This is a genomic window from Pseudoxanthobacter soli DSM 19599, assembly GCF_900148505.1.
GTDB lineage: Bacteria > Pseudomonadota > Alphaproteobacteria > Rhizobiales > Segnochrobactraceae > Pseudoxanthobacter > Pseudoxanthobacter soli.
This window is the reverse complement of sequence record NZ_FRXO01000005.1, coordinates 234,155-259,865: the sequence shown is the minus strand read 5'-3', so window position 1 is coordinate 259,865 and position 25,711 is coordinate 234,155. Positions and strand designations below refer to the sequence as shown.

The 25,711-nt window shown below is 68.4% G+C and carries 25 protein-coding genes and 1 tRNA gene; 14 read left to right on the top strand and 12 right to left on the bottom strand.

Annotation, left to right across the window (positions count from 1 at the left end):
* Positions 1–15 precede the first annotated feature (15 nt).
* The 8 genes from BUF17_RS13935 to fabA all read right to left on the bottom strand — a co-directional run bounded on the left by BUF17_RS13935 (position 16) and on the right by fabA (position 8,307).
* Positions 16–1,335: a bifunctional folylpolyglutamate synthase/dihydrofolate synthase gene (locus tag BUF17_RS13935; RefSeq protein WP_073629666.1), complete on the bottom strand. Its 1,320-nt coding sequence runs from the start codon at positions 1,333–1,335 to the stop codon at positions 16–18.
* Between the two features lie 22 nt (positions 1,336–1,357).
* Positions 1,358–2,269, bottom strand: a complete 912-nt coding sequence (accD, locus tag BUF17_RS13930; protein WP_073629664.1) for an acetyl-CoA carboxylase, carboxyltransferase subunit beta — start codon at positions 2,267–2,269, stop codon at positions 1,358–1,360.
* A 75-nt stretch (positions 2,270–2,344) separates the two neighbouring features.
* A complete protein-coding gene (trpA, locus tag BUF17_RS13925) occupies positions 2,345–3,205 on the bottom strand; it encodes a tryptophan synthase subunit alpha (RefSeq protein ID WP_073629662.1) in 861 nt (286 codons plus the stop codon).
* Between the two features lie 11 nt (positions 3,206–3,216).
* On the bottom strand, positions 3,217–4,374 hold the full coding sequence (trpB, locus tag BUF17_RS13920) for a tryptophan synthase subunit beta (RefSeq protein ID WP_244530897.1): 1,158 nt from the start codon (positions 4,372–4,374) through the stop codon (positions 3,217–3,219).
* Positions 4,375–4,495: 121 nt separating this feature from the next.
* Complete coding sequence (locus BUF17_RS13915; protein ID WP_073629660.1) at positions 4,496–5,185, bottom strand: phosphoribosylanthranilate isomerase; 690 nt, start codon at positions 5,183–5,185, stop codon at positions 4,496–4,498.
* 249 nt (positions 5,186–5,434) lie between these two features.
* Positions 5,435–6,298 carry an enoyl-ACP reductase FabI gene (fabI, locus tag BUF17_RS13910; RefSeq protein WP_073629658.1) on the bottom strand — a complete coding sequence of 288 codons (864 nt, stop codon included), beginning with the start codon at positions 6,296–6,298 and terminating at the stop codon, positions 5,435–5,437.
* A 107-nt stretch (positions 6,299–6,405) separates the two neighbouring features.
* Positions 6,406–7,623 (bottom strand): beta-ketoacyl-ACP synthase I, encoded by a 1,218-nt coding sequence (gene fabB, locus BUF17_RS13905; RefSeq protein ID WP_073629656.1) that lies wholly within the window; start codon positions 7,621–7,623, stop codon positions 6,406–6,408.
* Between the two features lie 156 nt (positions 7,624–7,779).
* Positions 7,780–8,307 carry a 3-hydroxyacyl-[acyl-carrier-protein] dehydratase FabA gene (fabA, locus tag BUF17_RS13900; protein WP_073629654.1) on the bottom strand — a complete coding sequence of 176 codons (528 nt, stop codon included), beginning with the start codon at positions 8,305–8,307 and terminating at the stop codon, positions 7,780–7,782.
* A 775-nt stretch (positions 8,308–9,082) separates the two neighbouring features.
* Here fabA and irrA point away from each other — a divergent pair.
* The 3 genes from irrA to BUF17_RS13885 all read left to right on the top strand — a co-directional run bounded on the left by irrA (position 9,083) and on the right by BUF17_RS13885 (position 12,603).
* Positions 9,083–9,601, top strand: a complete 519-nt coding sequence (gene irrA / locus BUF17_RS13895) for an iron response transcriptional regulator IrrA (RefSeq protein ID WP_084564669.1) — start codon at positions 9,083–9,085, stop codon at positions 9,599–9,601.
* 405 nt (positions 9,602–10,006) lie between these two features.
* Positions 10,007–11,434, top strand: a complete 1,428-nt coding sequence (locus BUF17_RS13890; protein ID WP_073629652.1) for an HdeD family acid-resistance protein — start codon at positions 10,007–10,009, stop codon at positions 11,432–11,434.
* A complete protein-coding gene (locus tag BUF17_RS13885) occupies positions 11,431–12,603 on the top strand; it encodes an MFS transporter (protein WP_073629650.1) in 1,173 nt (390 codons plus the stop codon). The genes BUF17_RS13890 and BUF17_RS13885 overlap by 4 nt, the downstream gene beginning before the upstream one ends.
* Positions 12,604–12,745: 142 nt before the next feature.
* Here the strand turns inward: BUF17_RS13885 and BUF17_RS13880 are convergent, their stop codons facing one another.
* Complete coding sequence (locus BUF17_RS13880; protein ID WP_139282533.1) at positions 12,746–13,297, bottom strand: SH3 domain-containing protein; 552 nt, start codon at positions 13,295–13,297, stop codon at positions 12,746–12,748.
* Between the two features lie 359 nt (positions 13,298–13,656).
* Here BUF17_RS13880 and BUF17_RS13875 point away from each other — a divergent pair, with 359 nt between their 5' ends.
* From BUF17_RS13875 to BUF17_RS13825, 11 genes are all read left to right on the top strand, one after another.
* Positions 13,657–14,652: a 2-hydroxyacid dehydrogenase gene (locus BUF17_RS13875; RefSeq protein ID WP_073629648.1), complete on the top strand. Its 996-nt coding sequence runs from the start codon at positions 13,657–13,659 to the stop codon at positions 14,650–14,652.
* A 300-nt stretch (positions 14,653–14,952) separates the two neighbouring features.
* Entirely contained in the window at positions 14,953–15,987 is a 1,035-nt protein-coding gene (locus tag BUF17_RS13870; protein ID WP_073629646.1) for a BMP family lipoprotein, read from the top strand.
* Positions 15,984–16,604: a CAP domain-containing protein gene (locus BUF17_RS13865; protein ID WP_084564667.1), complete on the top strand. Its 621-nt coding sequence runs from the start codon at positions 15,984–15,986 to the stop codon at positions 16,602–16,604. Before BUF17_RS13870 ends, BUF17_RS13865 begins: the two co-directional genes overlap by 4 nt.
* On the top strand, positions 16,601–18,169 hold the full coding sequence (locus tag BUF17_RS13860; RefSeq protein WP_073629644.1) for an ABC transporter ATP-binding protein: 1,569 nt from the start codon (positions 16,601–16,603) through the stop codon (positions 18,167–18,169). Before BUF17_RS13865 ends, BUF17_RS13860 begins: the two co-directional genes overlap by 4 nt.
* An 85-nt stretch (positions 18,170–18,254) precedes the next feature.
* Complete coding sequence (locus BUF17_RS13855; RefSeq protein ID WP_073629642.1) at positions 18,255–19,388, top strand: ABC transporter permease; 1,134 nt, start codon at positions 18,255–18,257, stop codon at positions 19,386–19,388.
* 13 nt (positions 19,389–19,401) lie between these two features.
* Positions 19,402–20,379 (top strand): ABC transporter permease, encoded by a 978-nt coding sequence (locus BUF17_RS13850; RefSeq protein ID WP_073629640.1) that lies wholly within the window; start codon positions 19,402–19,404, stop codon positions 20,377–20,379.
* Positions 20,376–20,771, top strand: coding sequence for a cytidine deaminase (gene cdd / locus BUF17_RS13845; protein WP_073629638.1), 396 nt, complete (start codon positions 20,376–20,378; stop codon positions 20,769–20,771). Before BUF17_RS13850 ends, cdd begins: the two co-directional genes overlap by 4 nt.
* A 117-nt stretch (positions 20,772–20,888) precedes the next feature.
* Positions 20,889–21,749: a purine-nucleoside phosphorylase gene (locus BUF17_RS13840; protein WP_084564665.1), complete on the top strand. Its 861-nt coding sequence runs from the start codon at positions 20,889–20,891 to the stop codon at positions 21,747–21,749.
* A 132-nt stretch (positions 21,750–21,881) separates the two neighbouring features.
* Positions 21,882–23,222 carry a thymidine phosphorylase gene (deoA, locus tag BUF17_RS13835; protein ID WP_244530885.1) on the top strand — a complete coding sequence of 447 codons (1,341 nt, stop codon included), beginning with the start codon at positions 21,882–21,884 and terminating at the stop codon, positions 23,220–23,222.
* Positions 23,223–23,318: 96 nt separating this feature from the next.
* Positions 23,319–23,837: a TspO/MBR family protein gene (locus BUF17_RS13830; protein WP_139282532.1), complete on the top strand. Its 519-nt coding sequence runs from the start codon at positions 23,319–23,321 to the stop codon at positions 23,835–23,837.
* 185 nt (positions 23,838–24,022) lie between these two features.
* A complete protein-coding gene (locus BUF17_RS13825; protein WP_073629636.1) occupies positions 24,023–24,253 on the top strand; it encodes a hypothetical protein in 231 nt (76 codons plus the stop codon).
* Positions 24,254–24,289: 36 nt separating this feature from the next.
* On the opposite strand, the gene BUF17_RS22605 is transcribed toward BUF17_RS13825, so the two are convergent.
* From BUF17_RS22605 to BUF17_RS22960, 3 genes are all read right to left on the bottom strand, one after another.
* Positions 24,290–24,841, bottom strand: coding sequence for a hypothetical protein (locus BUF17_RS22605; RefSeq protein WP_139282531.1), 552 nt, complete (start codon positions 24,839–24,841; stop codon positions 24,290–24,292).
* 237 nt (positions 24,842–25,078) lie between these two features.
* Positions 25,079–25,153 (bottom strand) — tRNA-Val (locus tag BUF17_RS13820).
* A gap of 182 nt (positions 25,154–25,335) precedes the next feature.
* Complete coding sequence (locus tag BUF17_RS22960) at positions 25,336–25,503, bottom strand: hypothetical protein (RefSeq protein ID WP_175563704.1); 168 nt, start codon at positions 25,501–25,503, stop codon at positions 25,336–25,338.
* Positions 25,504–25,711 lie beyond the last annotated feature (208 nt).

The window sequence follows — 25,711 nt, the reverse complement described above, 5'->3', positions numbered from 1 at the left end:
CGTTCCCCGCCGGGTTCAGGCTGGCGGTGTGCCGTTCTGGTCGAGCACGTCGCCGGCGAGATAGAGCGAGCCGCAGATCAGGATGCGCGGCGGCGGCTCGTAGCGCCAGCCCTCCTGAAGCACCCTGAGCGCCGTCTGGACGCTTCCGGCGGGCTCGGCCGAAAGCCCCGCCGTGCGCGCGGCCTGGGCGAGTTCGCCCGGCTCCCGGCCGGCCTCCGATCCGGAAACCGGAACCGTGAACAGATGGCGCACCAGCCCGGCGAACGGCTTGAAGAAGCCGATCGGGTCCTTGGTGTTGAGCATTCCCACGATCATGAACAGCGGACGGGGGTGACGCTCCTCGAGGTCGGCCATCACGCCGGAGATCGCCTCCCCGGCCGCGGGATTGTGCCCACCGTCGAGCCACAGCTCCGATCCGGGGGGGCAGAGATCGACCAGCCGGCCGGCCGACAGGCGCTGCATGCGCGCGGGCCATTCGATGGCGCCGAGGCCGCGCTCGGCCGCAGCCATCCCCGGCCACAGCGCCGCCGCGCGCAGCGCGGCGATCGCGGTTCCCGCGTTGGCGAGCTGATGGCGCCCGACGAGGCGCGGCAGTGGCAGGTCGAGCAGGGCATCCTCGTCCTGGAAGACGAGCCGCCGGCGCTCCTCGGTGACAGTCCAGTCCTGCCCGCCGAGATGCAGCGGCGCCTGCTGGCGCGCCGAGACCCGTTCGATGACTTCCGCCGCCACCGGCTGCTGCGGCGCGGAGACGACCGGCACGCCGCGCTTGATGATGCCCGCCTTCTCCCGCGCGATGCTGGCGAGATCGTCCCCGAGGAACTTCTCGTGATCCATCGAGATCGCGGTGATGACGCTGGCGAGCGGCTTTTCCACCACGTTGGTGGCGTCGAGGCGGCCGCCAAGCCCGGTTTCGAGCAGCAGCACGTCGGCCGGATGGGTGCTGAACAGCACGAGCGCCGCGGCGGTGGTGATCTCGAACACGGTGATCGGCGCGCCGTCGTTGACCCGCTCGACCTCGTCGAGCGCCGCGATCAGCGCCTCGTCGGTGACGAACCGGCCGCCGCCCGGCTGGCCGAGCCGGAATCGTTCGTGGAAATTGACGAGATGCGGCGAGGTATAGACGTGGACGCTCTTGCCCGCCGCCTCCAGGATCGCCCGCATGGTCGCGGTGACCGAGCCCTTGCCGTTGGTACCGGCGACGTGGATCACCGGCGGCAGCTTCGTCTCGGGATGGCCGAGCGCCGCGTTCAGCCGGTGCACCCGGTCGAGCGACAGGTCGATTTCCTTGGGGTGCAGCTTGGCGAGGCGCTGCAGCGTGGCGCCGGTGCGGTCCATCACGTTCGGTTCGGCCGGCCCGTCAGGCCGCGACCGTGGCGGGCACGTTCGCGACACCCTCAGCGGCGGCCGGAGCATCCGCCGGCGGCTGCCCCATCAGCACCCTCAGCACCCGCGACAGCGTCGGACGGATCTCGTGACGGTGGACCACCATGTCCACCATGCCGTGAGCCAGCAGATATTCCGCCCGCTGGAAGCCATCCGGCAGCTTCTCGCGGATGGTCTGCTCGATGACCCGCGGGCCGGCGAAGCAGATCAGCGCGCCGGGCTCGGCGATGTGGATGTCGCCCAGCATGGCATAGGACGCGGTGACGCCGCCGGTGGTGGGGTTGGTGAGCACGACGATGTAGGGAAGGCCCGCTTCCTTCAGCGCGGCGATGCCGACCGTGGTGCGCGGCATCTGCATCAGCGACAGGATGCCTTCCTGCATCCGCGCGCCGCCGGAGGCCGCGAACAGCACGAACGGGGTGCCGGCGATCCGCGCCGCATCGAGGCCGGCGATGATCGCCTCGCCGGCGGCCATGCCGAGCGAGCCGCCCATGAAGGCGAAATCCTGCACGGCGGCGGTTAGGTCGAGCCCGTCCAGCCGGCCGCGGGCGACGATCACGGCGTCATCGAGCCCGGTCTTGGCGCGGGCATCCTTCAGCCGGTCGACATAGCGCCGCTCGTCGCGGAAACGCAGCGGATCGGCCGCGACCTGCGGCGTCGGAAGCTGTTCGTAATTGCCGCCGTCGAACAGGAGCTCAAGCCGCTTGCGGCCGGGAATCTTCATGTGGTGGCCGGAGCCCGGCACCACCCACTGGTTCGCCTCGAGATCGCGATGGAACACCATCTCCCCGGTTTCCGGACACTTGATCCAGAGATTCTCGGGGACCTCGCGCCGGTTCAGGAACGAGCGGATCTTCGGGCGGACGACAGTGTTGATCCAGTTCATCAATAGCCTCGTTCAAGGCGGCTCGGCCGGGGGCAACGAACCGCATCGCACCGCCGGTCGGCGGAAATATGGCTGTCAGGCCGTGTGGGCGGTCTTCACGCCGGCGGCGAGCGCCGCGACCAGATCGCGAACCGCATCGACACTCGCCGCGGTCGCGCGGCCCTCTTCGTCGAGCGTGGCCGCCAGCGCCTGGACGATGGCAGAACCGACGACGACGCCATCGGCTATACGGCCGATGGAGGCCGCCTGCTCGGGCGTCTTCACGCCAAAGCCGACGGCGACCGGCAGATCGGTGTGCGCCTTGATGCGGCGGACCGCCTCGCCGACCACGGCGGCATCCGGCGCCGCCGTGCCGGTGATCCCGAGGATCGAGACATAATAGACGAAGCCGGAGGTGTTCGCGAGCACCGAGGGCAGACGCTTCTCATCGGTGGTGGGCGTCGCCAGCCGGATGAACGAGATACCGTGCTCGTGCGCCGGCAGGCACAGCTCGTCATCGGCCTCGGGCGGCAGGTCCACCACGATCAGCCCGTCGACCCCGGCCTTGCGGGCGGTCTCCAGGAACCGTTCGATGCCGTAGGTGTAGATCGGGTTGTAATAGCCCATCAGCACCACGGGAACGGCGTCGTCGACCTCGCGCAGCGCCGCCACCATGGCGAGCGTTCCCTCAAGCGTCTGCCCGGCCTTCAGCGCCCGCTGGGACGCGGCCTGGATCGCCGGCCCGTCCGCCATGGGATCGGAGAACGGCATCCCGATCTCGATGATGTCGGCGCCGGCCGCCGGCAGCGCGGCGAGGACCGCCGCCGACGTCGCCGGATCGGGATCGCCCGCGGTGAGGAACGTCACCAGCGCCGGGCGGCCTTCCGCCTTCAGCGCGGCGAAGCGGCGGTCGATGCGGGAGCCGGCAGCGACCGGGTTGGACAGGGGGGCGTTCATGTCGGTTCCGCTCAGATATCGAGGCCGAGATGGCTTGCGACGGAGAACACGTCCTTGTCGCCGCGGCCGGACAGATTCATGACGATGATCTCGTCCTTGCCCATGGTGGGGGCGAGCTTGATCACCTCGGCGAGCGCGTGGGCGGATTCGAGCGCCGGCAGGATGCCCTCCAGCCGCGACAGCAGCTTGAACGCCTCCAGCGTCTCCTCGTCGGTGGCCGGCACATATTTCACCCGGCCTGTGGCGTGGAGGTAGGAGTGCTCGGGGCCGATGCCGGGATAGTCGAGGCCGGCGGAGATCGAGTGGCCTTCGAGGATCTGACCGTCGGCGTCCTGCAGCAGGTAGGTGCGGTTGCCGTGCAGTACGCCCGGCCGCCCCTTGTTGAGCGAGGCGCAGTGCTCGTCGCCGTCGAGGCCGTGGCCGCCCGCCTCTACGCCGACCATCTTCACGTCGGGATCGTCGAGGAAGGGGTGGAACAGGCCGATGGCATTGGAACCGCCGCCGACGCAGGCGACGAGGACATCGGGAAGCCGGCCCTCGGCCTCCAGGATCTGGGCGCGGGTCTCCTCGCCGATCACCGACTGCAGGTCGCGCACCATCGCCGGATAGGGATGGGGGCCGGCCGCGGTGCCGATCAGGTAATAGGTCGATTCGACGTTGGTCACCCAGTCGCGCAGGGCCTCGTTCATCGCGTCCTTCAGCGTGCCCGCGCCGGACGTCACCGGCACCACCTCGGCGCCGAGCAGGCGCATGCGGAACACGTTGGGCTTCTGCCGCTCGATGTCGGTCGCGCCCATGTAGACCACGCACGGCAGGCCGAAGCGGGCACAGACCGTGGCGGAAGCGACGCCGTGCTGGCCGGCGCCGGTCTCGGCGATGATCCGCGTCTTGCCCATGCGCTTGGCCAGCAGGATCTGGCCGAGGCAGTTGTTGATCTTGTGGGAGCCGGTGTGGTTCAGCTCCTCGCGCTTCAGATAGATCTTGGCGCCGCCGAGATGCTCCGTCAGGCGGGGGGCGAAGGTCAGCGGGCTCGGGCGGCCGACATAGCTCGTCCGCAGCGCCGCGTGCTCGGCCTCGAAAGCCGGGTCGGTGCGCGCCGCGTTCCACGCCGCTTCGAGGTCGAGGATCAGCGGCATCAGCGTCTCGGCGACGAAGCGGCCGCCGAACATGCCGAAGAAGCCGCGCGCATCGGGTCCCGAACGCCAGGAATTGGCCGCCGCCCCGGACGCAGCCTCAGCCAGTTTTGCGCGTGCAACCTCGTTCACGGCCGATACCCTTTTGTGTTCCCGTTCATACGGCCCCGCCGGCATCCTGCGCCGGACGGCTCGCCGCCAGTTCCGCCTCCGCCGCGCGCGCGGCGGCGACGAACGCGGCAATCCGTTCGGGATCCTTCACGCCCGGCGCCGTTTCCACGCCGCTGGAGACATCGATACCGAACGGCCGGACTTTCGCGATCGCCTCGCGCACGTTCTCCGGGCCAAGCCCACCGGAAAGCATGAACGGCGGCGCATGGTCAAGGTGCGCAAGCAGGTTCCAGTCGAAAGCCCTGCCGTTTCCGCCGGGCCGCGACGCGCCGTGCGGCGCCTTGGCGTCGAGCAGCAGCCGGTCCGCTGCGGGGAAGTGCCCGAGCGCCTCAAGGTCCTCGGCGGTGCGCACGCCGATCGCCTTCATCACCCGGCGTCCGAACAGATCGCCGACGGCCGCGACCCGCTCCGGGGTCTCGTGGCCGTGGAGCTGGAACCAGTCCGGCCGCACCTCGTCGGAGATCGCGGCGAACATGCCGTCGCCGGCATCGACCACCAGCGCGACGATCTCGGCCCGGCCGCGCGCCAGCCGCGCGAGCTCGGCGGCTTCCTGGAACCCGAGATGGCGGGGGCTCTTCGGGAAGAACACGAAGCCGATCATGTCGGCGCCGGCATCGATGGCGGCCTCGACCGTCTCGGGCGTCTTCAGGCCGCAGATTTTGACGACGAGGGACATGGCAGACGTCCGTGAAACCGAAAGAAGCGCCGCGCTGCGCCGGTGCCGGGCCCTAGGATCCAACGCTTTGATCATATCCTTGTCGTTCAGATCGGTTCGATCCGAACGGGATATGCTCGAAGCCGGCAACGCACCGCCACCGCCCAATATGGCCCCTCGCCGGTCCGTTGCGAAGGGGCATCGGAGCGGATAAGGCGGCGCGCGAAGGTCTCCGTCATCCGACCGGCGGTCCGAACGGAACGGGCGGCGTCAGACCACCTCGGCCCGCGGCGCGGCGCCCGGGGTTCCGGCGATGCCCTGGGCGTCCTCCTGGCGCTCGACGGCCTTCAGCTCGTCGAGATGCGGCATCGAGATGATGTTGTAGCCGGAATCGACGAAATGAACCTCGCCGGTCACGCCCGACGACAGGTCGGACAGAAGATAGAGCGCGGAGCCGCCGACCTCGTCGATGGTGACGGTGCGGCCGAGCGGGGCGTGCTTGCGCTGGAAATTGAACATCAGCCGCGCATCGGACACGCCGGAGCCGGCGAGCGTGCGCACCGGGCCGGCCGAGATGGCGTTCACGCGGATGTTCTGGCGGCCGTAATCCATCGCCAGATAGCGCACGGACGATTCCAGCGCGGCCTTGGCGACGCCCATGACGTTGTAGTTCGGCATCACCCGGGTCGAGCCGCCATAGGTGAGCGTGATGAGGTTGCCGCCGTTCGGCATCAGCGCGGCGGCGCGCTTGGCGATCTCGGTGAACGAGAAGCAGGAGATCACCATGGTGCGCACGAAGTTCTCGCGCGTCGTGTCGGCGTAGCGGCCCTTGAGCTCGTTCTTGTCGGAGAACGCCACCGCGTGGACCACGAAATCGATCGAGCCCCACGCATCGCCGAGGGTGGAGAACACGCCGTCGACGGAGGCGAGGTCTTCCACGTCGCACGGCAGCAGGTGGCGCGCGCCGAGCGAGTCGGCGAGCGGCTTCACGCGCCGGCCGAACGCGTCACCCTGGTAGGTGAAGGCGAGTTCGGCGCCGTTGGCCGCAAGACGCTTGGCGATGCCCCAGGCGATCGAATGGTCGTTTGCGACACCCATCACGAGCCCGCGCTTGCCGGCCATCAACTGCGACATGTCGATCCTCTGGGTCGGGACCGCAGCGGGCGATCCGGAGATGAACGATGCCGGCGGGGTCCGCCGGCAAATTCGAGGGGCATCCGCGCTCCGGAACGACCGGCGCGTCAGGCGTCCGGATGCTTGAGCACGAGGGTGGCGTTGGTGCCGCCGAAGCCGAAGCCGTTCGACAGCACGCAGCCGAGACTGGCGTTGTCGATCCGCTCGCGCACGATCGGCATGTCGGCGAACGCCGGGTCGATCTCGTCGATGTGGGCGCTTTCGGCGATGAAGCCGTTCTGCATCATCAGGATCGAATAGATCGCCTCCTGCACGCCGGCGGCGCCCAGGGAGTGGCCGGTCAGCGACTTCGTGGCCGAGATCGGCGGGCACTTGTCGCCGAACACGGCGCGGATCGCCTCGATCTCGCGCAGGTCGCCGATCGGCGTCGAGGTGGCATGCGGGTTGATGTAGTCGACCGGCAGCTTGACGCCCTCGAGCGCGAGCCGCATGGCGCGCTGGGCGCCTTCGCCCGACGGCTGCACCATGTCGTAGCCGTCGGAGGTCGCGCCGTAGCCGGCGATCTCGGCATAGATGCGCGCGCCGCGCGCCTTCGCGTACTCGTATTCCTCGAGCACCAGCACGCCGGCGCCGCCGGCGATGACGAAGCCGTCACGGTTCTTGTCGTAGGCACGCGAGGCGACCGCGGGACGGTCGTTATAGCCGGTGGACATGGCGCCCATGGCATCGAACAGGACCGACAGAGTCCAGTCGAGCTCCTCGCAGCCGCCCGCGAACACGATGTCCTGCTTGCCCCACTGGATCAGCTCGGCCGCGTTGCCGATGCAGATGTTGGTGGTCGCGCAGGCGGCCGAGATCGAATAGTTGACGCCCTTGATCTTGAACCAGGTCGCGAGCGTCGCGGAGGAAGTCGACGACATCGCCTTCGGCACCGCGAACGGCCCGATCCGCTTCGGGCCCTTCGTGCGCGCGGTGTCGGCCGCCTCGACCACGGTGCGGGTCGACGGACCGCCGGAGCCCATGATCAGGCCGGTACGCTCGTTGGAGATCTCGTGGGCCTCGAGGCCGGAATCGCGGAGCGCCTGCTCCATCGCGACATGGTTCCACGCCGTGCCGCCGCCGTGGAAGCGCATGGCCCGACGGTCCACGATGTCCTCGGCGACAAGCGTCGGCGCGCCATGAACCTGGCAACGGAAGCCGAGCTTCTCATAATCGTCGGCGTGGACGATGCCGGACCGGGCCTCGCGCAGGGAGGCGTTAACCTCCTGCGTGTTGTTCCCGATCGAGGACACGATCCCCATGCCAGTGACGACAACCCGTCTCATTGGGCCCTCCGTCCTTCACCTCTTGAGCGCGGCGCACGCGCGCCGCCCGGCCGCGGCACCAAGCCCGGCCCTCCATGATCCGCCCGGACGTTCCGCCCCGGCCGCTCCGGCACGTCGACGGGCAGAGGCCGGGGAAGCGCGCCGCGATGCGGCCGATCAGCTGCCCGCCGTGGCGGCTTCCGTCTTGAACAGGCCGACCTTGAGGTCGAGCGCCCGGTAGATGGTCTCGCCATCGGCCTTCAGCCAGCCGTCGGCGATGCCGAGCACGAGCTTGGAGCGCATCACACGCTTCAGGTCGACGCCGTATTCGACTTTCTTCACGTGCGGGAGGACCTGGCCGGTGAACTTGACCTCGCCGACCGAGAGCGCCCGCCCGCGGCCGGGCGAGCCCAGCCACCCGAGGAAGAAGCCGAGCATCTGCCACATCGCATCGAGGCCGAGGCAGCCCGGCATCACCGGGTCGCCCTTGAAGTGGCAACCGAAAAACCAGAGGTCGGGGTTGACGTCGAGTTCCGCGCGGACGTGGCCCTTGCCATATTCGCCGCCATCCTCGCCGATCGAGGGGATGCGGTCGAACATCAGCATCGGCGGCAGGGGAAGCTGCGCATTGCCGGGGCCGAACAGTTCTCCGCGGCCACAGGCCAGCAGGTCTTCATAATCAAAGCTCGCGCGACGCTGGTCCATCCCGCTCCCGGATCCCTCACAACCTGATCCCGCCGTCGTCATCCGGTCCGCGCGACCGCATGCAGCGGGAAACCGGCCGGCGGCCGTCATTCGCGCCGCCTTCGCCGTTCCAAAACCCATCGGGACGAAGATGCGTTCTCAAGGAACGCCCCTGCCCCAACCCGCAGTCCAAACCGATGCGACGCCCGGATGCCGTCATCCGGGCGGCCGGCGATCTCCGGACCGGCCCGCGCACCCACCCGAAGCGATCCAGCCGGCGCCACCACCGTGGCCGCCGGCAAGCTCCCGCGGCACACATGCGTCGACGCCCGCGCCACCAAAGGCGGAACGGAGCGGGTGCCTTCTAACACACGCTGTCCGGGTTCGAAAGCCCGCGGTGGCGGCATGCCCGTTCGTCCGCGCGCCTCTATATGCGCACCTTTATAAAGATACCACGCCTCAGGCCGCGTGGGGCGCGAACCCCGATCGGGCGCCTCATCCGGCACCAGACCCCGTGCGCGGATTTCTGAGCCGGCAGCCCGTCGTCGACTGGAATAGATCTAAACATAAGAATGACTTGCAATCTCCATCAGCCGACGCTATGGTCCGCTCAATGGGATACCGTGCGGAAAGCGCGGCGTCGTTTCATGCCATACGGTCGCCCGGCCCTCCCGCTGGACCTGCCGGATGGTGGCAGCAACGGATCGAGCGCCGGAATCGCCGCAGGGTGGCGGACCGGAGATCGTCCAGAGGCGCCGGCCTGCCTGCGCCTTCAAGGAATGGAGACCTGGATTAGATGGTGGCCTCTCGGATCTCGTCCGTCATCGTGACGGAGCACCATGGACATGGTCACCATGCGCCGCTTCACCATGCCGGGACTCACCACGCCGGCGAAGGTCACCACCATCATGGCCGCGGCAACATCCGCTCGCTGCTGCGCGAGGCCGGGCTTCGGCCGACGCGCCAGCGCCTCGCGCTCGCCGAGATCCTCTACGGCAAGGGCAACCGCCACGTCTCGGCGGAGCAGCTGCACGAGGAAGCGCTGACGGCCCGCGTGCCGGTGTCGCTCGCCACCGTCTACAACACGCTGCATCAGTTCACCGAGGCCGGGCTGCTGCGCGAAGTAGCGGTGGACGGCACGAAGACCTATTTCGACACCAACACCAGCGACCATCACCATTTCTTCATCGAGACCGACAACGCGGTGATCGACATCCCCGGTGACGGCCTCGTGATCGATTGCCTGCCGCCGCCGCCCGAGGACATGGAAATCGTGCGCGTCGATGTCGTGGTGCGGGTCCGCCCCCGCCGCTGACGGCCGCAGGAACGACGAACCGACCAAGCCGGCCCCAGGGCCGGCTTTTTTCGTGGACGAGCCGCACACCATCGTCCGTCTCGTCCGGGACGGGCGCGGGTGCGGTCAGGCCCTCTTTTCCGGTGCCGCCGCAGTCCCGAGGAAGAGAAATCCGGCTCCGGATTCCGCTTGTCGGGCCAGCCAGACTTCTTTACCGGACCCTCCAGACATCCGCACACGCGAGACTTGCCTGCGCCGTGCAGCCTGTCAGTATCAGCGCGATCATCACCCTCCCGCGTTGTACGAGGTCCGTCCAAACCCGACCCGGCGTCACCCACGGGCGGCAGCGCGCGATCACCGTTGCTTCCTTCACGATCTTGATCGAAAAGAACGCTTCCCTGCATCGATCACCGAGGCGCCGAGAGGATGATCAGGCTAGCGGTTCTTCTTGTCGGGGCGCGGGCGTTACGGTCGAAGTGGCCGGTTCTCGCGATCATCGGCCAGTGCTGGATGATCCTCGGCTTCCTCATCATCGCCGACGCCGCCGACGGCGTGACCACCGTTGCCACCCATACCTTCGGCTACCTGCTCGTCGTCGAGGGCGCGGCGGCGCTGTTCGCGATGCTGGCGGCGCGCTCCAACAGCTCCGGCTTCTTCCTGATGAAGGCGGCGGCTCTGATCGTGCTCGGCTTCATGATCGTCGCGCTGCCGCCGCGCGGCCACATCGCCCATGCGGTGCTGTTCGGCGTCGCCTTCATCATCGACGGCGCCACGCGCGCGGTCACCGCCTATGTGGTGCGCCACCCCCGGTGGCGCACGGTGATCGCCGGCGCGGCGCTGGAAGCGATGTTCGGCGCCATGCTGATCGCCCAGTGGCCCTATCCCTACCGCAAGGCCGTTCCCTTCGTCATCGCCATCGCCCTGATCCTGTCCGGATGGACGGTGTTCAACATCGCGCTGCGGCTGCGGCGGATCGATCCCAACCGCTCGGTGACGACGCTGCCGATCTTCGGCCGCCGCCAGTGGTCCGTCGCCCACCCGGTGAGCGAACTGCCGCCGCCGGAACCGGTGGAGCGCCGCACCGGCGGCCATCATCACCACCATCACTACAAGTCGCCCCATCCGAAGCCGCTCGTCGTCCACGTCTGGACGCCGCTCGGCTCCGCCGACAATCCCGTGCACCGGCCGGTGGTGGACCGCTACATTGCCGCGGTCGATTCCCAGGGCGTGATCTCGACCGGTCACGCCGCGCTGGAGCTGCCGCCCGACCTCTATATCAGCCACTATCCGGCCGAGGAGATCGACCACTCGCCGAGCGAGTTCACCTCGATCCTGCGCGCGGGGCACGAGAACGACGTCAAGGGCCGCTTCCAGCCCTCCTACGCCATTGAATCGGCCAACTGGTGCCCGGCCGACATCCACATCAAGTTCCGCCGCTACAACGCGGAAAATCTCAGGGCGTTCTGGCAGGTCTATTCCCGGGACGACACCTACAACCTCACCAACCGCAACTGTTCCGTCACCGTCATCACCGCGCTCGAGGCGGCGCTGGAAGGCACCGTCGGCGCGCGGCGCTGGGTGTGGCCGAACTTCCTGCTGCTGCTGGTGAACCCGGACATGTGGCTCGCGGCCGTGCTGCGGGGACAGGCGGAGGCGATGACCTGGACGCCCGGCCTCGCCCAGGACTATGCCCGCGCGCTCCGGCGCGTGGTCGAGCCCCTGCAACTGCACTGGTTCGACCGCGTCTCCGATTCCGTGCGTCGCTATCGCGAAGCCCGCCACAATCACCGCGAGGCCGTGCGCGCGTCGCGCCGCGCCTTCGCAGGCCTTCCCTCCGCCGAGGACACCGCATGACGGCCAGCACGCCCGACAGCCACGCCCCCGCCGCGCCCGTGGCGAACCGGATGCTCTCCATGGGCGCCGTGATCGCCACGGCCACCCTGTTCGGGCTGACCTATTCACTGAGCGCGCCGCTGATCGCCATCGATCTTTCGGAAGCCGGTTTCGGCGAGACGATGATCGGGCTGAACGCGGCGATGCATGCGGTGGGCGTGCTGATCGTCGCGCCGCTGCTGCCGCGCATCGTCGCCCGCACCGGCCCGCGCCGCCTCGTCATCACCGCTCTCGTGGTCGCGGCCGCGATGCTCGCGCTGTTTCCGGCGATGCCGTCCGTGTGGCTGTGGTTTCCGCTGCGCCTCATCCTCGGCGGGGCGACCGAGGTGCTGTTCGTGCTCTCGGAAACCTGGATCAACACCCTTGCCGACGAGCGCAGCCGCGCGCGCTCCATGGCGATCTACACCGCCTCGATGTCGCTCGGCTTCGCGCTGGGGCCCCTGATCCTCACCGTCACCGGCTCGGCCGGCGCGCTGCCCTTCCTGATCGGCGCGGTGCTGACGCTCGCCGCCGTGCCGCTGATCGCGTCACGCAAGGTGACGGCGCCGCATTTCGAGGAGCCCACGGTCAGCAATCCGCTGCGCTTCATCCGCCTCGCGCCGGTCGCGATCGGCACGACGGTGCTCAATGCCGCGCTGGAGACCGCCGGCATGTCGCTGCTGCCGCTCTATGCCATGACCCACGGCTGGGTGGAGGCGGAGGCGACCACGCTGCTGTCGGCGCTGATGTTCGGCGCGATCGTGCTCCAGCTTCCGATCGGCTGGCTCGGCGACAAGGTCGACCGCATGAAGCTGGTGCTGTCGCTCGCGGTGCTTGCCGGCCTCGGCTCGCTGTTGTGGCCGTTCGTGCTTCACACCGCCTGGCTCGCCAACACCGTGCTGTTCCTGTGGGGCGGGCTGTTCGTCGGCATCTACACCATCATGCTGACGGTGGTGGGCAGCCGGTTCAAGGGTTCCGACCTCGTCGGCATCTATGCCGTGATGGGGCTGGTCTGGGGCGCGGGCGCGCTCGTCGGGCCGACGCTCGCCGGGCTCGCCATGGACCTCGTGCCCCACGGCCTGCCCCTGTTCGCCGCGGCGGCCTGCGGCCTATTCGTGGTCTACATGCTGCGCGTCGGCCGCGACACCTAGAGCGCTTTCCGATCTGATGGATTCATCAAATCGATAAGAAATCGCTCCAGATTCAAAAGCTTGAAGTACTTGGAGCGCTTTCCGATCTGATGGAGACATCCGATCGGCACGGCTATGCGTCAGGCGGCACCGGACGGGCGGCCTATTTCACCACTTCGTCCGGGTAAACGCCCCACAGCTCGGCCTGCGGGGCGTAGCCCTTGAAGCCCTTGCCGTAGACCTCGCACCACTTGCCGTCGCAGGATTCGACGTTCACCACGACGTTCGGCTCAAGCGTCGCGGTGACGCGAGCGGTCTCGTCCTCGGCGGAATGCAGCGCCACCGGCTTGCCGCTGCCCCACGGCGCCACGAGCGCGGTGCGCTTGCCGGTGAGAAGGCTCCAGTAGACCCAGCCCTCGCCACCGCTCGAATCGCGGATGCGGCGCCAGTTCTCGAACTCCTGGACGATCTCCACCGGCAGCCCGGAGCGCACGAAGATCCATTTCACGGCGTGGTCGTTGCTCGGACCGGCGCGCACATTGACGCGCGCCGCCTTGAGGCTGACGAAGCGCGGCAGTGGCTGACCGGTGGTGGTGCTGGCGGCCTCGGCCAGGGGAAGCGCCGCCGAGCCCGCCATCGCCGCGGCGAGCATTCCGGCCGCGAGCCGGAGCGCCGTTCGGCGGAAGGAAGCGGGGAGAAGGCGGACATTCTTCATCGTCGGGATCCGAGACAGGACGGGCCGCGGCAAAGCGGCGGCGCAAGAGAATTCAGGGCCAGAGAAATCCGGGCAACGCGACTGGGACCGGCGGCATCGCCCGCCCCGCCCTGACCGGACATTGTGCTGCCGCACCCTCGTGGGCTACAGAGGGCGCCGGCTTCCGACCGGACACGGGGAGCGGATCGGCTTCGATCCCGTATCGAACGTGCAAGCTCGAAACTTGCACGTTCGAACTTGCGCGCCGGACGGTTAATATCCTTTGAATGTTCCGCCCGTCGCCGGTCTCTCGCCAGGACCGGGAAAGGGCGGACAGGCGGCAGGGCCGGTCCACGCAGCCGGCGGAACGGGACGAAGCGATGGGCAAGAAGAAACCGCTCGTAATCGTGACGCGCAAGCTGCCGGACGTGGTCGAGACGCGGATGCGCGAACTGTTCGACGCGCGCCTCAACGAGGACGACCGGCCGATGAGCCAGGCCGACCTCGTCGCCGCGCTGCAGACCGCGGATGTGCTGGTGCCGACCATCACCGACCGGATCGATGCCGCCGTGATCGCCCAGGCGGGGCCGGACCTGCGCCTGATCGCCAATTTCGGCACCGGCGTCGACCATATCGACGTCGAGGCGGCGAGCGCGCGCAACATCACCGTCACCAACACCCTCGGCGTCCTGACCGAAGACACCGCCGACATGACGATGGCGCTGATGCTGGCCGTGCCGCGCCGGCTGGTGGAAGGGGCGAAGGTCGCCGCCAGCGGCTCCTGGCCGGGCTGGTCGCCGACCTGGATGCTCGGAAACCGCATCGCCGGAAAGCGCCTCGGCATCATCGGCATGGGGCGGATCGGACAGGCGGTCGCCCGCCGCGCCAAGGCGTTCGGCATGTCGATCCACTATCACAACCGCCGCCGGCTCTCGGCGACCGTTGAAGACGGGCTGGAGGCGACCTACTGGGAAAGCCTCGACCAGATGCTGGCGCGGATGGACGTGGTGTCGGTGCACTGCCCGCGCACCCCGGCGACCTATCATCTTCTCTCCGCCCGGCGGCTGAAGCTGATGCGCGCCGGCGCCTATCTCGTGAACACCGCGCGCGGCGAGATCGTCGACGAGGCGACGCTGATCAAGCTGATCGAGAGCGGCGCCATCGCGGGCGCGGGGCTCGACGTCTTCGAGCACGAGCCGGCGATCAACCCGAAGCTGCGCAAGCTCGCCGACGCCGGCAAGGTGGTGCTGCTGCCGCACATGGGATCGGCCACCCTCGAAGGCCGCATCGACATGGGCGAGAAGGTCATCGTCAACATCCGCAACTTCATGGACGGGCACCGCCCGCCCGACCGGGTGCTGCCGACGGCGGTGTGATGCCCGGCGCTTTCGCCCGCCGCGACAGCGAGGCACGCCATTCTTTCCACCGGCCGTTTTCGAGGCTGTGAGTGCCGAGAGAAAGGGCATGCAAACAATGCGTGCTCATGCCAATCTCCACACCGGAGCCACCGAGGCCCGTGCCTTCCGACCGCACCCGGCGGTCGCAGCGGCACCGGCGGGGTTCCGGCGAAGAAGCGGGACGGGCTCTCTGCGATGGGGAGACGGCACCCCTCCTCGCCAGCGGCAACTTTCAGCGCCGGCTGCGAGCGTGGGCTCCGGGGCGCGACCGGAGGGATCATGTTCAGGACGAAGAACGGTTTGGCCGGCCTCAAGCTTGCCGGCCTCGGCCTTGCGGCGCTTGCCGCGTCGGCCTTCAGCGCCGTCGCCGCTTCGGCGCCCGAGTTCAAGCCCGCCATCATCTTCGATCTCGGCGGCAAGTTCGACAAATCCTTCAATGAATCCGCGCTCAACGGCGCCGAGCGGTTCAAGAAGGACACCGGCATCGAATATCGCGACTTCGAGCTGCAGAACGAATCCCAGCGCGAGCAGGCGCTGCGCAACTTCGCGCGGCGCGGCTATTCGCCGATCATCGGCGTGAGCTTCAGCCAGGCCCAGGCGATGGAGAAGGTCGCCAAGGAATTCCCCGACCTGCAGTTCGCCATCATCGACGGCACCGTCGACCTGCCGAACGTGCGCTCGGTGGTGTTCAAGGAAGAGGAAGGCTCCTATCTCGTCGGCCTGCTCGGCGCCATGGCCTCGAAGACCGGCAAGCTCGGTTTCGTCGGCGGCATGGACATCCCGCTGATCCGCAAGTTCGCCTGCGGCTACGTGCAGGGCGTGAAGGCGGTCAATCCGAACGCCGAGGTGTTCCAGAACATGACCGGCACCACCGGCGATGCCTGGAACGATCCGGTGAAGGGCGGCGAGCTCGCCAAGTCGCAGTTCGACCGCGGCGCCGACGTCGTCTACCACGCCGCTGGCGGCACCGGACTCGGCGTGCTGCAGGCCGCGGCGGACGCGGGCAAGCTCGGCATCGGCGTCGACAGCGACCAGAACTACCTGCATCCGGGCAGCGTGCTGACCTCGATGCTGAAGCGCGTCGACAATGCCGTGTACAAGACCTTCGCCGATGCCAAGGACGGCAAGTTCACCAGCGGCGTCATCGTTCTCGGCCTGTCCGACGACGGCGTGGGCTGGGCGCTCGACGAATACAACGCCAAGCTGATCACGCCCGAGATGAAGGCCGCCGCCGACCAGGCCCGCGCCGACATCATCTCCGGCAAGATCAAGGTCCACGACTACATGGTCGACCAGTCCTGCCCGGTGCAATGAGCCCGCAGCGCTTCCGGCCGCGCGCCCGCGCGGCCGGTCTCCCCCTCGCTTCCCCCGCATTGCCCGGGCTCGCCGGCGTCACGTCGCCGACGCGGCGCGGTTTCCTCGCCGTCGCCGGTGGTGCCGTCCTGTCGGGCTGCGTCTCGACGGCGCCGGACGCGCACTATCCGGCCAAGCTCGTCGAGATCAATTCCGGCGAGGCGGTGCGGCTCGTCTCGGTCTACCGCGTCCAGCACGGCCTCAACGGCCTGACCCAGGACGGCCGCCTGACCGAGGCCGCCCGCGCCCAGGCGCTCGCCATGGCGGAGATCGGCCGCATGAGCCACGACATCGCCGGCCAGGGCACCCTGCCCCGCCGCCTCGAGCGGGTCGGCTACGACTGGGGCGTCTCGGCGGAAAATCTCGGCGCCGGCTATCCGACGCTCAAGGCCGCCTTCGACGGCTGGGTGCATTCGCCGAAGCACAACGAAAACCTGCTCCGCAAGGGCCTCACGGAAATGGGCATCGCCGCCGCCTCATCGCCGTCGCGCTACGGCACGTTCTGGGCGCTGATCCTGAGTTCCCCGCGGCAGATGCCCGAGGAAGAGCCGAACACCGTGTGGTGGACGCAGACATGAACGCGGGCGGCACCCCGGCACCGGCGGGGGCGGACCATGTCCCCCCCGCCATCGAACTTGTGGGCATCGACAAGCGCTTCGGCGCCGTCCACGCCAACAGGGACATCCACCTTCGGGTCGAGAAGGGCACGATCCACGGCATCGTCGGCGAAAACGGCGCCGGCAAGTCGACCCTGATGTCGATCCTCTACGGCTTCTACCAGGCGGATTCCGGCCAGATCCTTATCAACGGCCAGGAAGCCGCCATCGCCGATTCCCGCGCGGCCATCGCGGCGGGCATCGGCATGGTCCACCAGCATTTCATGCTGGTCGATCCCTTCACCGTGCTGGAAAACGTCATCCTCGGCGCCGAAGGCGGCGCGATGCTCAACCAGGGCATCTCCAAGGCGCGCAGGGAGCTGAAACGGCTCGCCGACGACTACGAACTCAGCGTCGATCCGGACGCGGTGGTCGGCACGCTCGCCGTCGGCATCCAGCAGCGCATCGAAATCCTGAAGGCGCTCTATCGCGGCGCCGACATCCTCATTCTGGACGAGCCGACCGGCGTTCTCACGCCGGCAGAGGCGGACCACCTGTTCCGCATCCTCCACGTCCTCAAGAACGAGGGCAAGACGATCATCCTGATCACCCACAAGCTGCGGGAGATCATGGCGGCCACGGATGCGGTCTCGGTGATGCGGCGGGGCGAGATCGTCGCCACCCGGCGGACCGCCGAGACGACGGTCGAAGAGCTTGCCGAGCTGATGGTCGGCCGCCGGGTGCTCCTCAAGGTCGACAAGACCCCCGCGAAGCCGGGCCGCACCGTGCTCGACGTCCGCGACCTGACCGTCACGGATTCGCGCGGCCTCGTCCGCGTCGATGGCGTGTCGCTCACCGTGCGCGCGGGCGAGATCGTCGGCATCGCCGGCGTCGCCGGCAACGGGCAGTCGGAACTTCTCGAGGCGATCGCCGGGTTGCGGCCCGCCGCCTCCGGCGAGATCGCGCTCGACGGCCGGGAACTCGATGCGCGCACGCGCGCCGATCCCGCGCGGCTGCGCGCCCTCGGCCTCGGCCACGTGCCGGAGGACCGCCACCGCATGGGCCTCGTCAACGCCTTCGAGGAAAGCGAGAACGCCATCCTCGGCTATCACCGCGATCCCGCGCTCGGGCGCGGGCCGTTCCTCGATCCCGAGCGGGTGCGCACCCACGCCCGCACGGCGGTGGCGGAATACGACATCCGCCCGCCGGACGTGCGCCTGCGCACCGCGAACTTTTCCGGCGGCAACCAGCAGAAGATCGTGCTCGCCCGCGAGATCGAACACGATCCGGTGGTGCTGATCGTCGGCCAGCCGACCCGGGGCGTCGATATCGGCGCCATCGAGTTCATCCACCGGCGCCTCGTCGCGCTGCGCGACGCCGGCAAGGGCATCCTGCTCGTCTCGGTCGAACTCGACGAGATCCGCGCGCTGTCGGACCGCGTCATCGTGATGTGCGGCGGGCGGATCACCGGCGAGCGCGGCCCGGAGGCCGACGAACAGGAACTCGGCCTGCTCATGGCCGGGGTGAACAGCGAGGCGGCAGAGTGATCCCGCGAACCACGGTCCAGAACTCCGGCGGCCATCGCGCCCGCCCGGCCGGAACGCCGGGGCGGGAAGCATCGAGGGAAGCGTCATGAGCACGCCGGTCGGACAATTGCCGCGCTGGGTCGATTACGGCCTGCTGCCGCTCGTCAACCTCGCCGCGGCGTTCCTGGTTTCCGGCGTTGTGGTGCTGCTGATCGGCGAGAACCCGATCGATGCGGTGCGGACGCTGGTCTACGGCGCGCTCGGCTACGGCGAGGGCTTCGGCTTCACGCTGTTCTACGCCACCGATTTCGTGCTGACGGGCCTCGCGGTCGCGGTCGCGTTCCACGCCGGCCTGTTCAATATCGGCGGCGAGGGGCAGGCGACCCTCGGCGGCCTCGGCGTCGCGCTGGTGTGCCTGCCGCTCGGCGGCATGCTGCCCTGGTGGGCGCTGCTGCCGATCGCGCTGGTGGCGGCGGCGGCGTTCGGCGCCGGCTGGGCCTTCATTCCCGCCTGGCTGCAGGCCAAGCGCGGCAGCCACGTCGTCATCACCACCATCATGTTCAATTTCATCGCCTCGGCGCTGCTCGTCTATCTTCTGGTGGACGTGCTGTCCTACGGCTCGATGCAGCCCGAGACGCGCTCGTTCGGCGATGCCGCGCAGCTGCCGCTCGCCCGCGACTGGTTCAATCCCGACCTGATCGATTTCGGCCAGTCGCCGCTCAACCTCGCCACGGTGGTGGCCGCCCTCGCGGTGGTCGGCGTCTGGGTGCTGATCTGGCGCACCCGGCTCGGCTACGAGATCCGCACCTTCGGCCTCAACCCCACCGCCGCCGGCTATGCGGGCATCTCGCCGGTCAAGATCACCCTCGTCGCCATGCTGATTTCCGGTGCGCTGGCCGGGCTGATGTCGATCAACGAGGTGATGGGCGCCTCCAACCGGCTGATCATCGGCTTCACCTCCGGCTACGGCTTCGTCGGCATCGCGGTGGCGCTGATGGGGCGCGGCCATCCCGTCGGCATCGTGCTCGCCGCGCTCCTGTTCGGCATCCTCTACCAGGGCGGCGCCGAGCTTGCGTTCGAGACCCCGGGCATCACCCGCGACATGATCGTGGTGATCCAGGGCCTCGTCATCCTGTTCGCCGGCGGCCTCGAACACATGTTCCGTCCGGCGCTCGCCCGCATATTCGCCCCGCGCCCCAAGGTGGCCCGCCCCACGGCGGCGCCCGGCGCCTCGGCGTGAGGGAGGCCGCACCATGGAAGACGCCTTCCTATCCATCGTTCAGGTCCTCGGCTCCACCGTCCGCCTGTCGGTGCCGCTGATTCTCGCCGGCCTCGCCGGTCTCTATTCGGAACGCTCGGGCGTGTTCGACATCGGCCTCGACGGCAAGATGCTGGTGGCGGCCTTCGCCGCCGGCTGCGTCGCGGCGCTGACGGGCTCGGCATGGAGCGGGCTCGCCGCCGGCATTCTCGCCTCGATGGCGTTCGCGCTGATCCACGGCTTCGTCTGCATCACCCACCGCGGCAACCAGATCGTTTCCGGCGTCGCCATCAACTTCCTCGCCCTCGGGCTGACGGCGATCCTCGGCGAGAACTGGTTCGGCCAGGGCGGGCGCACGCCGACGCTCGCGGGCTCCGCCCGCTTCCTGCCGATCGAACTGCCGTTCGCCCAGACCATCGGCCAGATTCCGGTGATCGGGCCCGTCTACCAGACCCTGATTTCCGGCAACAACATCCTCACCTACGTCGCGTTCGCCGCCGTGCCGCTGACGTGGTGGGTGCTGTTTCGCACCCGGTTCGGGCTGCGGCTGAGGGCGGTCGGCGAGAACCCGGCGGCGGTCGATACCGCCGGCATCTCCGTCGCGTTCGCGCGCTACCGCGCCGTGCTGTGCGCCGGCATCCTGTGCGGCATCGCCGGCACCTATCTCGCGGTCGGCCAGTCCGCCGGCTTCCTGAAGGACATGACCGCCGGCAAGGGCTATATCGCGCTCGCCGCGCTGATCTTCGCCAACTGGCGCCCTGTCGGCGTGATGTGGGCCTGCCTGCTGTTCGGCTTCCTCGACGCCCTGTCGATCCGCCTGCAGGGCACGCCGGTGCCGGGCATCGGCGTGATGCCGGTGCAGGTGTTCCAGGCGCTGCCCTATGCGCTCACCGTGTTCCTGCTCGCCGGCTTCATCCGCCGCGCGACCCCGCCCAAGGCCGGCGGCGTGCCCTATGTGAAGGAGCGGTCATGACCGACGAGATCGACCGGCTGTTCGAGGCGGCCCGCGCCGTGCGCGCCAACGCCCACGCACCCTATTCGAAGTTCCACGTCGGCGCCGCGATCCTGACGGACGCCGGCACCATCCATGCCGGCTGCAATGTCGAGATCGCCAGCTATCCGGAGGGCTGGTGTGCGGAGACCACCGCCCTCGGCAAGATGGTGGCCTCGGGCGAACGCACCGTGCGCGCAGTGCTCGTCATCGGCGACGGGCCGGGGCTGACGACGCCGTGCGGCGGCTGCCGGCAGCGGCTCGCCGAGTTCGCCGGCCGCGACGTGCCGGTTCATATCGCCGATCCCGGCGGTGTTCGCGCCAGCTTCACGGTGGGCGACCTGCTGCCCCACGGCTTCGTCCTCGCCGACTGAGCGGCAGCGGACCGAAACCGCGGCCCGGTGCTCCGCATTGTTCCGGCGCCCCGAGCGTGCCGTCGGCCGCAGGCCGCATGACGCCCCCGCCGATCCGCCACAATCATGGAAACGAACATGACCGAACAGCCTTCCGCCGCCGCGCCGTCCGCCGGGTCCGCGCACGACTGGCGCGGCCTCGCGGAGGCGGCGGCGCGCGTGGTGTCGTGGCAGCGCCCTGGCCCCTATGAGGTGGCCATCGTGCTCGGATCCGGCCTCGGCCAGCTCGCGGATGCGGTGGAAGAGGCGGTCCGTGTGCCCTATGGCGACCTGCCGGGCTTTCCGGGTTCGGGCGTGTCCGGTCACGCCGGGGCGCTCGTCGCCGGCCGGCTTTCCGGGCGGCGGGTGATCGTGTTCGCCGGACGCGCCCATTTCTACGAGCACGGCGACCCGCGGGCGATGCGGGTGCCGATCGCCACGGCCGCCGCCCTCGGCTGTACCAGCCTGCTCTTGACCAATGCGGCCGGCTCGACGCGTGAAGACGTCGGGCCGGGCTCGCTGATGTCGATCAGCGACCACATCGCGTTTTCCGGCATCAACCCGCTGATCGGTGAGCCATCCGACGCGCGGTTCGTCAACCTGGTCGACGCCTACGACCCCGCGCTCCGGCAGACCATCGCCGCGGCGGCGGAGCGACTACAGCAGCCGGTGTCGGAAGGCGTCTACATGTGGTTCTCCGGCCCCGCGTTCGAGACACCGGCGGAAATCCGCATGGCCCGCACGCTCGGCGCGGATGCGGTCGGCATGTCGACGGTGCCGGAGGCGATCCTCGCCCGCTTCATGGGCCTGAAGGTCGCCGCGCTTTCCACCATCACCAACTATGCCGCCGGCATGGTGGCGACCGGCCCCTCGCACCAGGAGACGAAGGACGTCGCCGGCAAGGCCGCGGAGCGCCTCACGGCGCTGGTGAAGGCCGCGCTGGAGGATTGGCCGGCCTGACGCCGCGGGGGCTTTACCTTGCGATAAAAGCAGGCACTCTCAGCGCAACCGCCGGCGCCCCGCGCCGGCTTTGTCCCGTCAAAACGTCGGCGCCCCGCGCCGGCTCGTGCTGTCGTGCCGAGGATTGCCATCGTGACGTCATCCGCCGAACCGGCCCGCCCGTTCCTGCCCCAGGAAGTGATCCGCGCCAAGCGCCAGGGCGAGCGGCTGACGGGGCGCGACATCGCCGCCTTCGTGGCCGGCATCACCTCCGGCGCGGTGTCCGAGGGGCAGATCGCGGCGCTTGCCATGGCGATCTTCTTCCGCGGCCTCGACATCGACGAGCGCGCGGCGCTGACGCTGGCGATGCGCGATTCGGGTACGGTGCTCGACTGGTCGGATCTGCCCGGACCCGCGCTCGACAAGCACTCCACCGGCGGCGTCGGCGACACCGTCTCGCTGCTGCTCGGGCCGATCGTCGCCGCGTGCGGCGGCTATGTACCGATGATCTCCGGCCGCGGCCTCGGCCACACCGGCGGCACCCTCGACAAGTTCAACGCCGTTCCCGGCTATCGCGCGACGCCCGATCTCGCCACCTTCCGCCGGGTGGTGCGCGACGTCGGCACCGCGATCATCGGCCAGACCGACGACCTCGCCCCGGCGGACCGGCGCTTCTATGCCATCCGCGACGTGACGGCGACGGTGGAGACGCTGGACCTCATCACGCCGTCGATCCTGTCGAAGAAGCTCGCGGCGGGGCTGCAATCGCTGGTGCTCGACGTCAAGACCGGCTCCGGCGCGTTCATGGCGACCCTCGACGAGGCGCGCGCGCTGGCGGAAAGCCTGGTCGCCGTCGCGGTCCGGGCGGGCCTGCCGACGCGGGCGCTCGTGACCGACATGGGTGACGTGCTCGCCACCGCCGCCGGCAACGCCTTGGAGGTGCGCCTCGTGATCGATGTGCTCGCGGGCCGGAAGGCGGAAACGAGGCTGATGGCGGTGACGCGGGCGCTCTCCGCCGAGATGCTGGTGATGGGCGGGCTCGCCGCCGATCTCGCCGAAGCCGGTGACAAGGTCGACCGGGCGCTCGCCTCGGGCGCGGCCGCGGAACGCTTCGCCCGCATGGTCGCGGCGCTCGGCGGGCCGGCCGATCTTCTGGACCGGCCGGATGCCCACCTCGCCCGCGCGCCGGTGGTGCGCGCCGTCATGCCGGAGCGGGCCGGCGTCGTCTCCGCCATCGACATGCGCGCCCTCGGCCTCGCCGTGATCGCGCTCGGCGGCGGCCGGCGGCGGCCGACCGACACCATCGATCCGGCCGTCGGGCTGACCGGCATTGCCGGGCGCGGCGCCAGCGTCGGCGCCGACCGGCCGCTGTGCCTGATCCACGCCGCCAGCGAGGCCGATGCGGATGCGGTCGCGGCCGATATCCGCGCGGCCTATGCGCTAGCGGACATCGCACCGGAAGCCGGTGCCATCGTGATCGAGCGGATCGGCTGACACCACTGCTGCGGCCGTCCGGGCGAGACCCCGGCGACGGATCGTTCCTCCCCGCCGGGCGTTACCCCTTGCCTGTGTTCTCGTGGGAGCGGTGTGATGTTTTCTTCTCGGTTCGACGAACAACGGCCCTGGCGCCACGGCAGCCCGGCCGATTTCGCCGTGCTCGGCGGTTGCCTCGTGATGTGCTTCGCCATCGCCGCGCTCGGCGCGGCGGTGACCATGCCGGAGATTCCGACCTGGTATGCCGGGTTGCAGAAGCCGTGGTTCAATCCGCCGAACTGGGTGTTCGGGCCGGTCTGGACGGTGCTCTACGCCATGATCGCGGTCGCGCTCTGGCGGCTCATGCGCGCGCCGCCGCACCCGCTGAAGCCGCAGGCGATGACGCTGCACGGGCTGCAATTGCTGGCGAACGTGTCTTGGTCGTTCGCCTTCTTCGCCGGCCACAATCCGGCTGCGGCGCTGGTGCTCATCCTCGTGCTGATCGGCGCGCTGGTGGCCGCGATGCGCACGGGGCGCACCATCGATCCGCTGGCGAACTGGCTGCTCGCGCCCTATCTCGCCTGGGTCAGCTTTGCGGCCATTCTCAACGCGGCGATCCTGGTGCTGAACCGCTAATGCCTATTCCGCCCGGATCGAACCGATCTGAACGGCAAGGACATGCTCAACCGTGAATGTGGCCCGCGCGGTCCCCAATCCTGCGCTGATCGCGCAGCGGCGGGGCCGCATGATCGGCCTCGCCTGTCAAAGTGGAGAACACCCCCGTGAAGAAGACATCCCTGCCGTCGTGGTGGAGTGCCGGAATGAGCATGGCAATGCTCGGCTTCGAGGCGCAGATGGTGATCGCCAAACGGATGGCGTTGTTCGCCGCCGGCGGCCCCAAGGCGAATCGCGAGGCGCAGCGCATGGTGACGGAAAAGGTCGCCGCGGCTGGCGAAGCGATGACGCAGATCGCGACCGGCGCCTCGCACGGCAAGGTCGTCAACGGCTACCGCCGCAAGGTCCGGGCGAACATCCGGCGGCTGTCGAAATGAAATTAACAAATGATGATTGCAAGATGACGTATGTGACTAGGAAGAATAACTACGCCAATCCATCGGATTTTTCGGTATACTATAGCCTGCATCTTTAGGAGCGCTCCTCTTAATAGATTCCCCCAATTCACGTTGAACATAACGTGTAAAATTCTTTCTGGAATGCTCAAGATGCTCAATCAAACGGTCATCATATGGCAACCCCGCAGAAAGATATATTGCAATATGATGGTATTTAACGATCTCATCCAGTATTTTTGGACGATATCCTTCGGGCCCAACGTCAGTATTTGAGAAAAATAGCCGCCCTCTCTCTATTAGAGCACTTAATTCAATAATGTTTCCGTCAACAAGATTATGGAAATTTTCGGGATACGGCTTATTTTTGTATTTATTTACAAGTAACCGAGTAGTCGACATCGATTTCATCGCGTCAGATGCCCATCTTACCATCTCGTTGTCACGCTGCTTCTTGTAAGCGCGATGAGATATGAGCCACTGAAAATACGCCAGCACACCGACTGCGACAGTCGCACTTGCGCTGATAATAACGTCAAACATAAACGCCCCCGCGTTGATGCCGAACAATCATTCACGCATGGCGAGTACAGAGCGACGAGAGAAAAGCTCGCCACTAATACGATCGACAGCCGATGCGGCGCGATTGGATTAGAAGAAATTTGACTCTATCTCGACTTCACATTGAAGCCTGCATGCAAAGACAGAGAGTAAACTAGGCAAAACACGCCTAACGCCACCATGCCGAAATCAAATGGGGCACAGCTACAAATAAAAATATCAATATCGATTGGAGTCAACCAAAAATGGTGGGCGGTACAGGGATTGAACCTGTGACCTTTGCCGTGTCAAGGCAACGCTCTCCCGCTGAGCTAACCGCCCTCTGGCCGAAGCCGCGCCGGTGCGGAGCCGGCGAGGCAGTCCTATAACGGGCTTCCACCGGACGCGCAAGGGGCTCTCAAGCCGGAACGCCGAGGCTGTGGAAGACATTGGCCGGCGAACATCCGCGCGGACCGGAATCGGGAGGATAGACCGGCCTGCGCGAGGCGGCCGGGCTGCGGTGTTCAGACGGCGCCGCCGGCGAGAAGCTGGGCGACGAGATCGGCGATGGGGCCGCCGACGCTGATCAGGGAAACGGCGGTCGCGACGGCGATCAGGAGCGCGACGACGGCGAATTCGGCCGAGTTCGACTCGATCGCCGTGGGCTCCAGCCGGTTGACGCGGGCCTGCATGCCCCTCTCCCTCATATCCCGTTGAACCATCGCGACCTCGCGGCGCATCACAGATGTCGAGATCGCGGCGGCCTGAACGCACACTCGCCCGTCGACGATGGAGTGAGAATGCCAGCAACCGCTTGCCACCCGGTTAAGATGGCGTGGCGGCATCGCGGCGTTCCGGTGGCGGCAGCCGGGCGATTCCGCCGCCCGCAGCGGCCCGGAA

Coding starts and splice junctions, on each gene's coding strand:
- BUF17_RS13935 (WP_073629666.1), bottom strand. CDS start 1,335: ATGGACCGCACCGGCGCCACGCTGCAGCGCCTCGCCAAGCTGCACCCC.
- accD (WP_073629664.1), bottom strand. CDS start 2,269: ATGAACTGGATCAACACTGTCGTCCGCCCGAAGATCCGCTCGTTCCTG.
- trpA (WP_073629662.1), bottom strand. CDS start 3,205: ATGAACGCCCCCCTGTCCAACCCGGTCGCTGCCGGCTCCCGCATCGAC.
- trpB (WP_244530897.1), bottom strand. CDS start 4,374: ATGTTCGGCGGCCGCTTCGTCGCCGAGACGCTGATGCCGCTGATCCTC.
- BUF17_RS13915 (WP_073629660.1), bottom strand. CDS start 5,185: ATGTCCCTCGTCGTCAAAATCTGCGGCCTGAAGACGCCCGAGACGGTC.
- fabI (WP_073629658.1), bottom strand. CDS start 6,298: ATGTCGCAGTTGATGGCCGGCAAGCGCGGGCTCGTGATGGGTGTCGCA.
- fabB (WP_073629656.1), bottom strand. CDS start 7,623: ATGAGACGGGTTGTCGTCACTGGCATGGGGATCGTGTCCTCGATCGGG.
- fabA (WP_073629654.1), bottom strand. CDS start 8,307: ATGGACCAGCGTCGCGCGAGCTTTGATTATGAAGACCTGCTGGCCTGT.
- irrA (WP_084564669.1), top strand. CDS start 9,083: ATGGTGGCCTCTCGGATCTCGTCCGTCATCGTGACGGAGCACCATGGA.
- BUF17_RS13890 (WP_073629652.1), top strand. CDS start 10,007: ATGATCAGGCTAGCGGTTCTTCTTGTCGGGGCGCGGGCGTTACGGTCG.
- BUF17_RS13885 (WP_073629650.1), top strand. CDS start 11,431: ATGACGGCCAGCACGCCCGACAGCCACGCCCCCGCCGCGCCCGTGGCG.
- BUF17_RS13880 (WP_139282533.1), bottom strand. CDS start 13,297: ATGAAGAATGTCCGCCTTCTCCCCGCTTCCTTCCGCCGAACGGCGCTC.
- BUF17_RS13875 (WP_073629648.1), top strand. CDS start 13,657: ATGGGCAAGAAGAAACCGCTCGTAATCGTGACGCGCAAGCTGCCGGAC.
- BUF17_RS13870 (WP_073629646.1), top strand. CDS start 14,953: ATGTTCAGGACGAAGAACGGTTTGGCCGGCCTCAAGCTTGCCGGCCTC.
- BUF17_RS13865 (WP_084564667.1), top strand. CDS start 15,984: ATGAGCCCGCAGCGCTTCCGGCCGCGCGCCCGCGCGGCCGGTCTCCCC.
- BUF17_RS13860 (WP_073629644.1), top strand. CDS start 16,601: ATGAACGCGGGCGGCACCCCGGCACCGGCGGGGGCGGACCATGTCCCC.
- BUF17_RS13855 (WP_073629642.1), top strand. CDS start 18,255: ATGAGCACGCCGGTCGGACAATTGCCGCGCTGGGTCGATTACGGCCTG.
- BUF17_RS13850 (WP_073629640.1), top strand. CDS start 19,402: ATGGAAGACGCCTTCCTATCCATCGTTCAGGTCCTCGGCTCCACCGTC.
- cdd (WP_073629638.1), top strand. CDS start 20,376: ATGACCGACGAGATCGACCGGCTGTTCGAGGCGGCCCGCGCCGTGCGC.
- BUF17_RS13840 (WP_084564665.1), top strand. CDS start 20,889: ATGACCGAACAGCCTTCCGCCGCCGCGCCGTCCGCCGGGTCCGCGCAC.
- BUF17_RS13830 (WP_139282532.1), top strand. CDS start 23,319: ATGTTTTCTTCTCGGTTCGACGAACAACGGCCCTGGCGCCACGGCAGC.
- BUF17_RS13825 (WP_073629636.1), top strand. CDS start 24,023: ATGAGCATGGCAATGCTCGGCTTCGAGGCGCAGATGGTGATCGCCAAA.
- BUF17_RS22960 (WP_175563704.1), bottom strand. CDS start 25,503: ATGCAGGCCCGCGTCAACCGGCTGGAGCCCACGGCGATCGAGTCGAAC.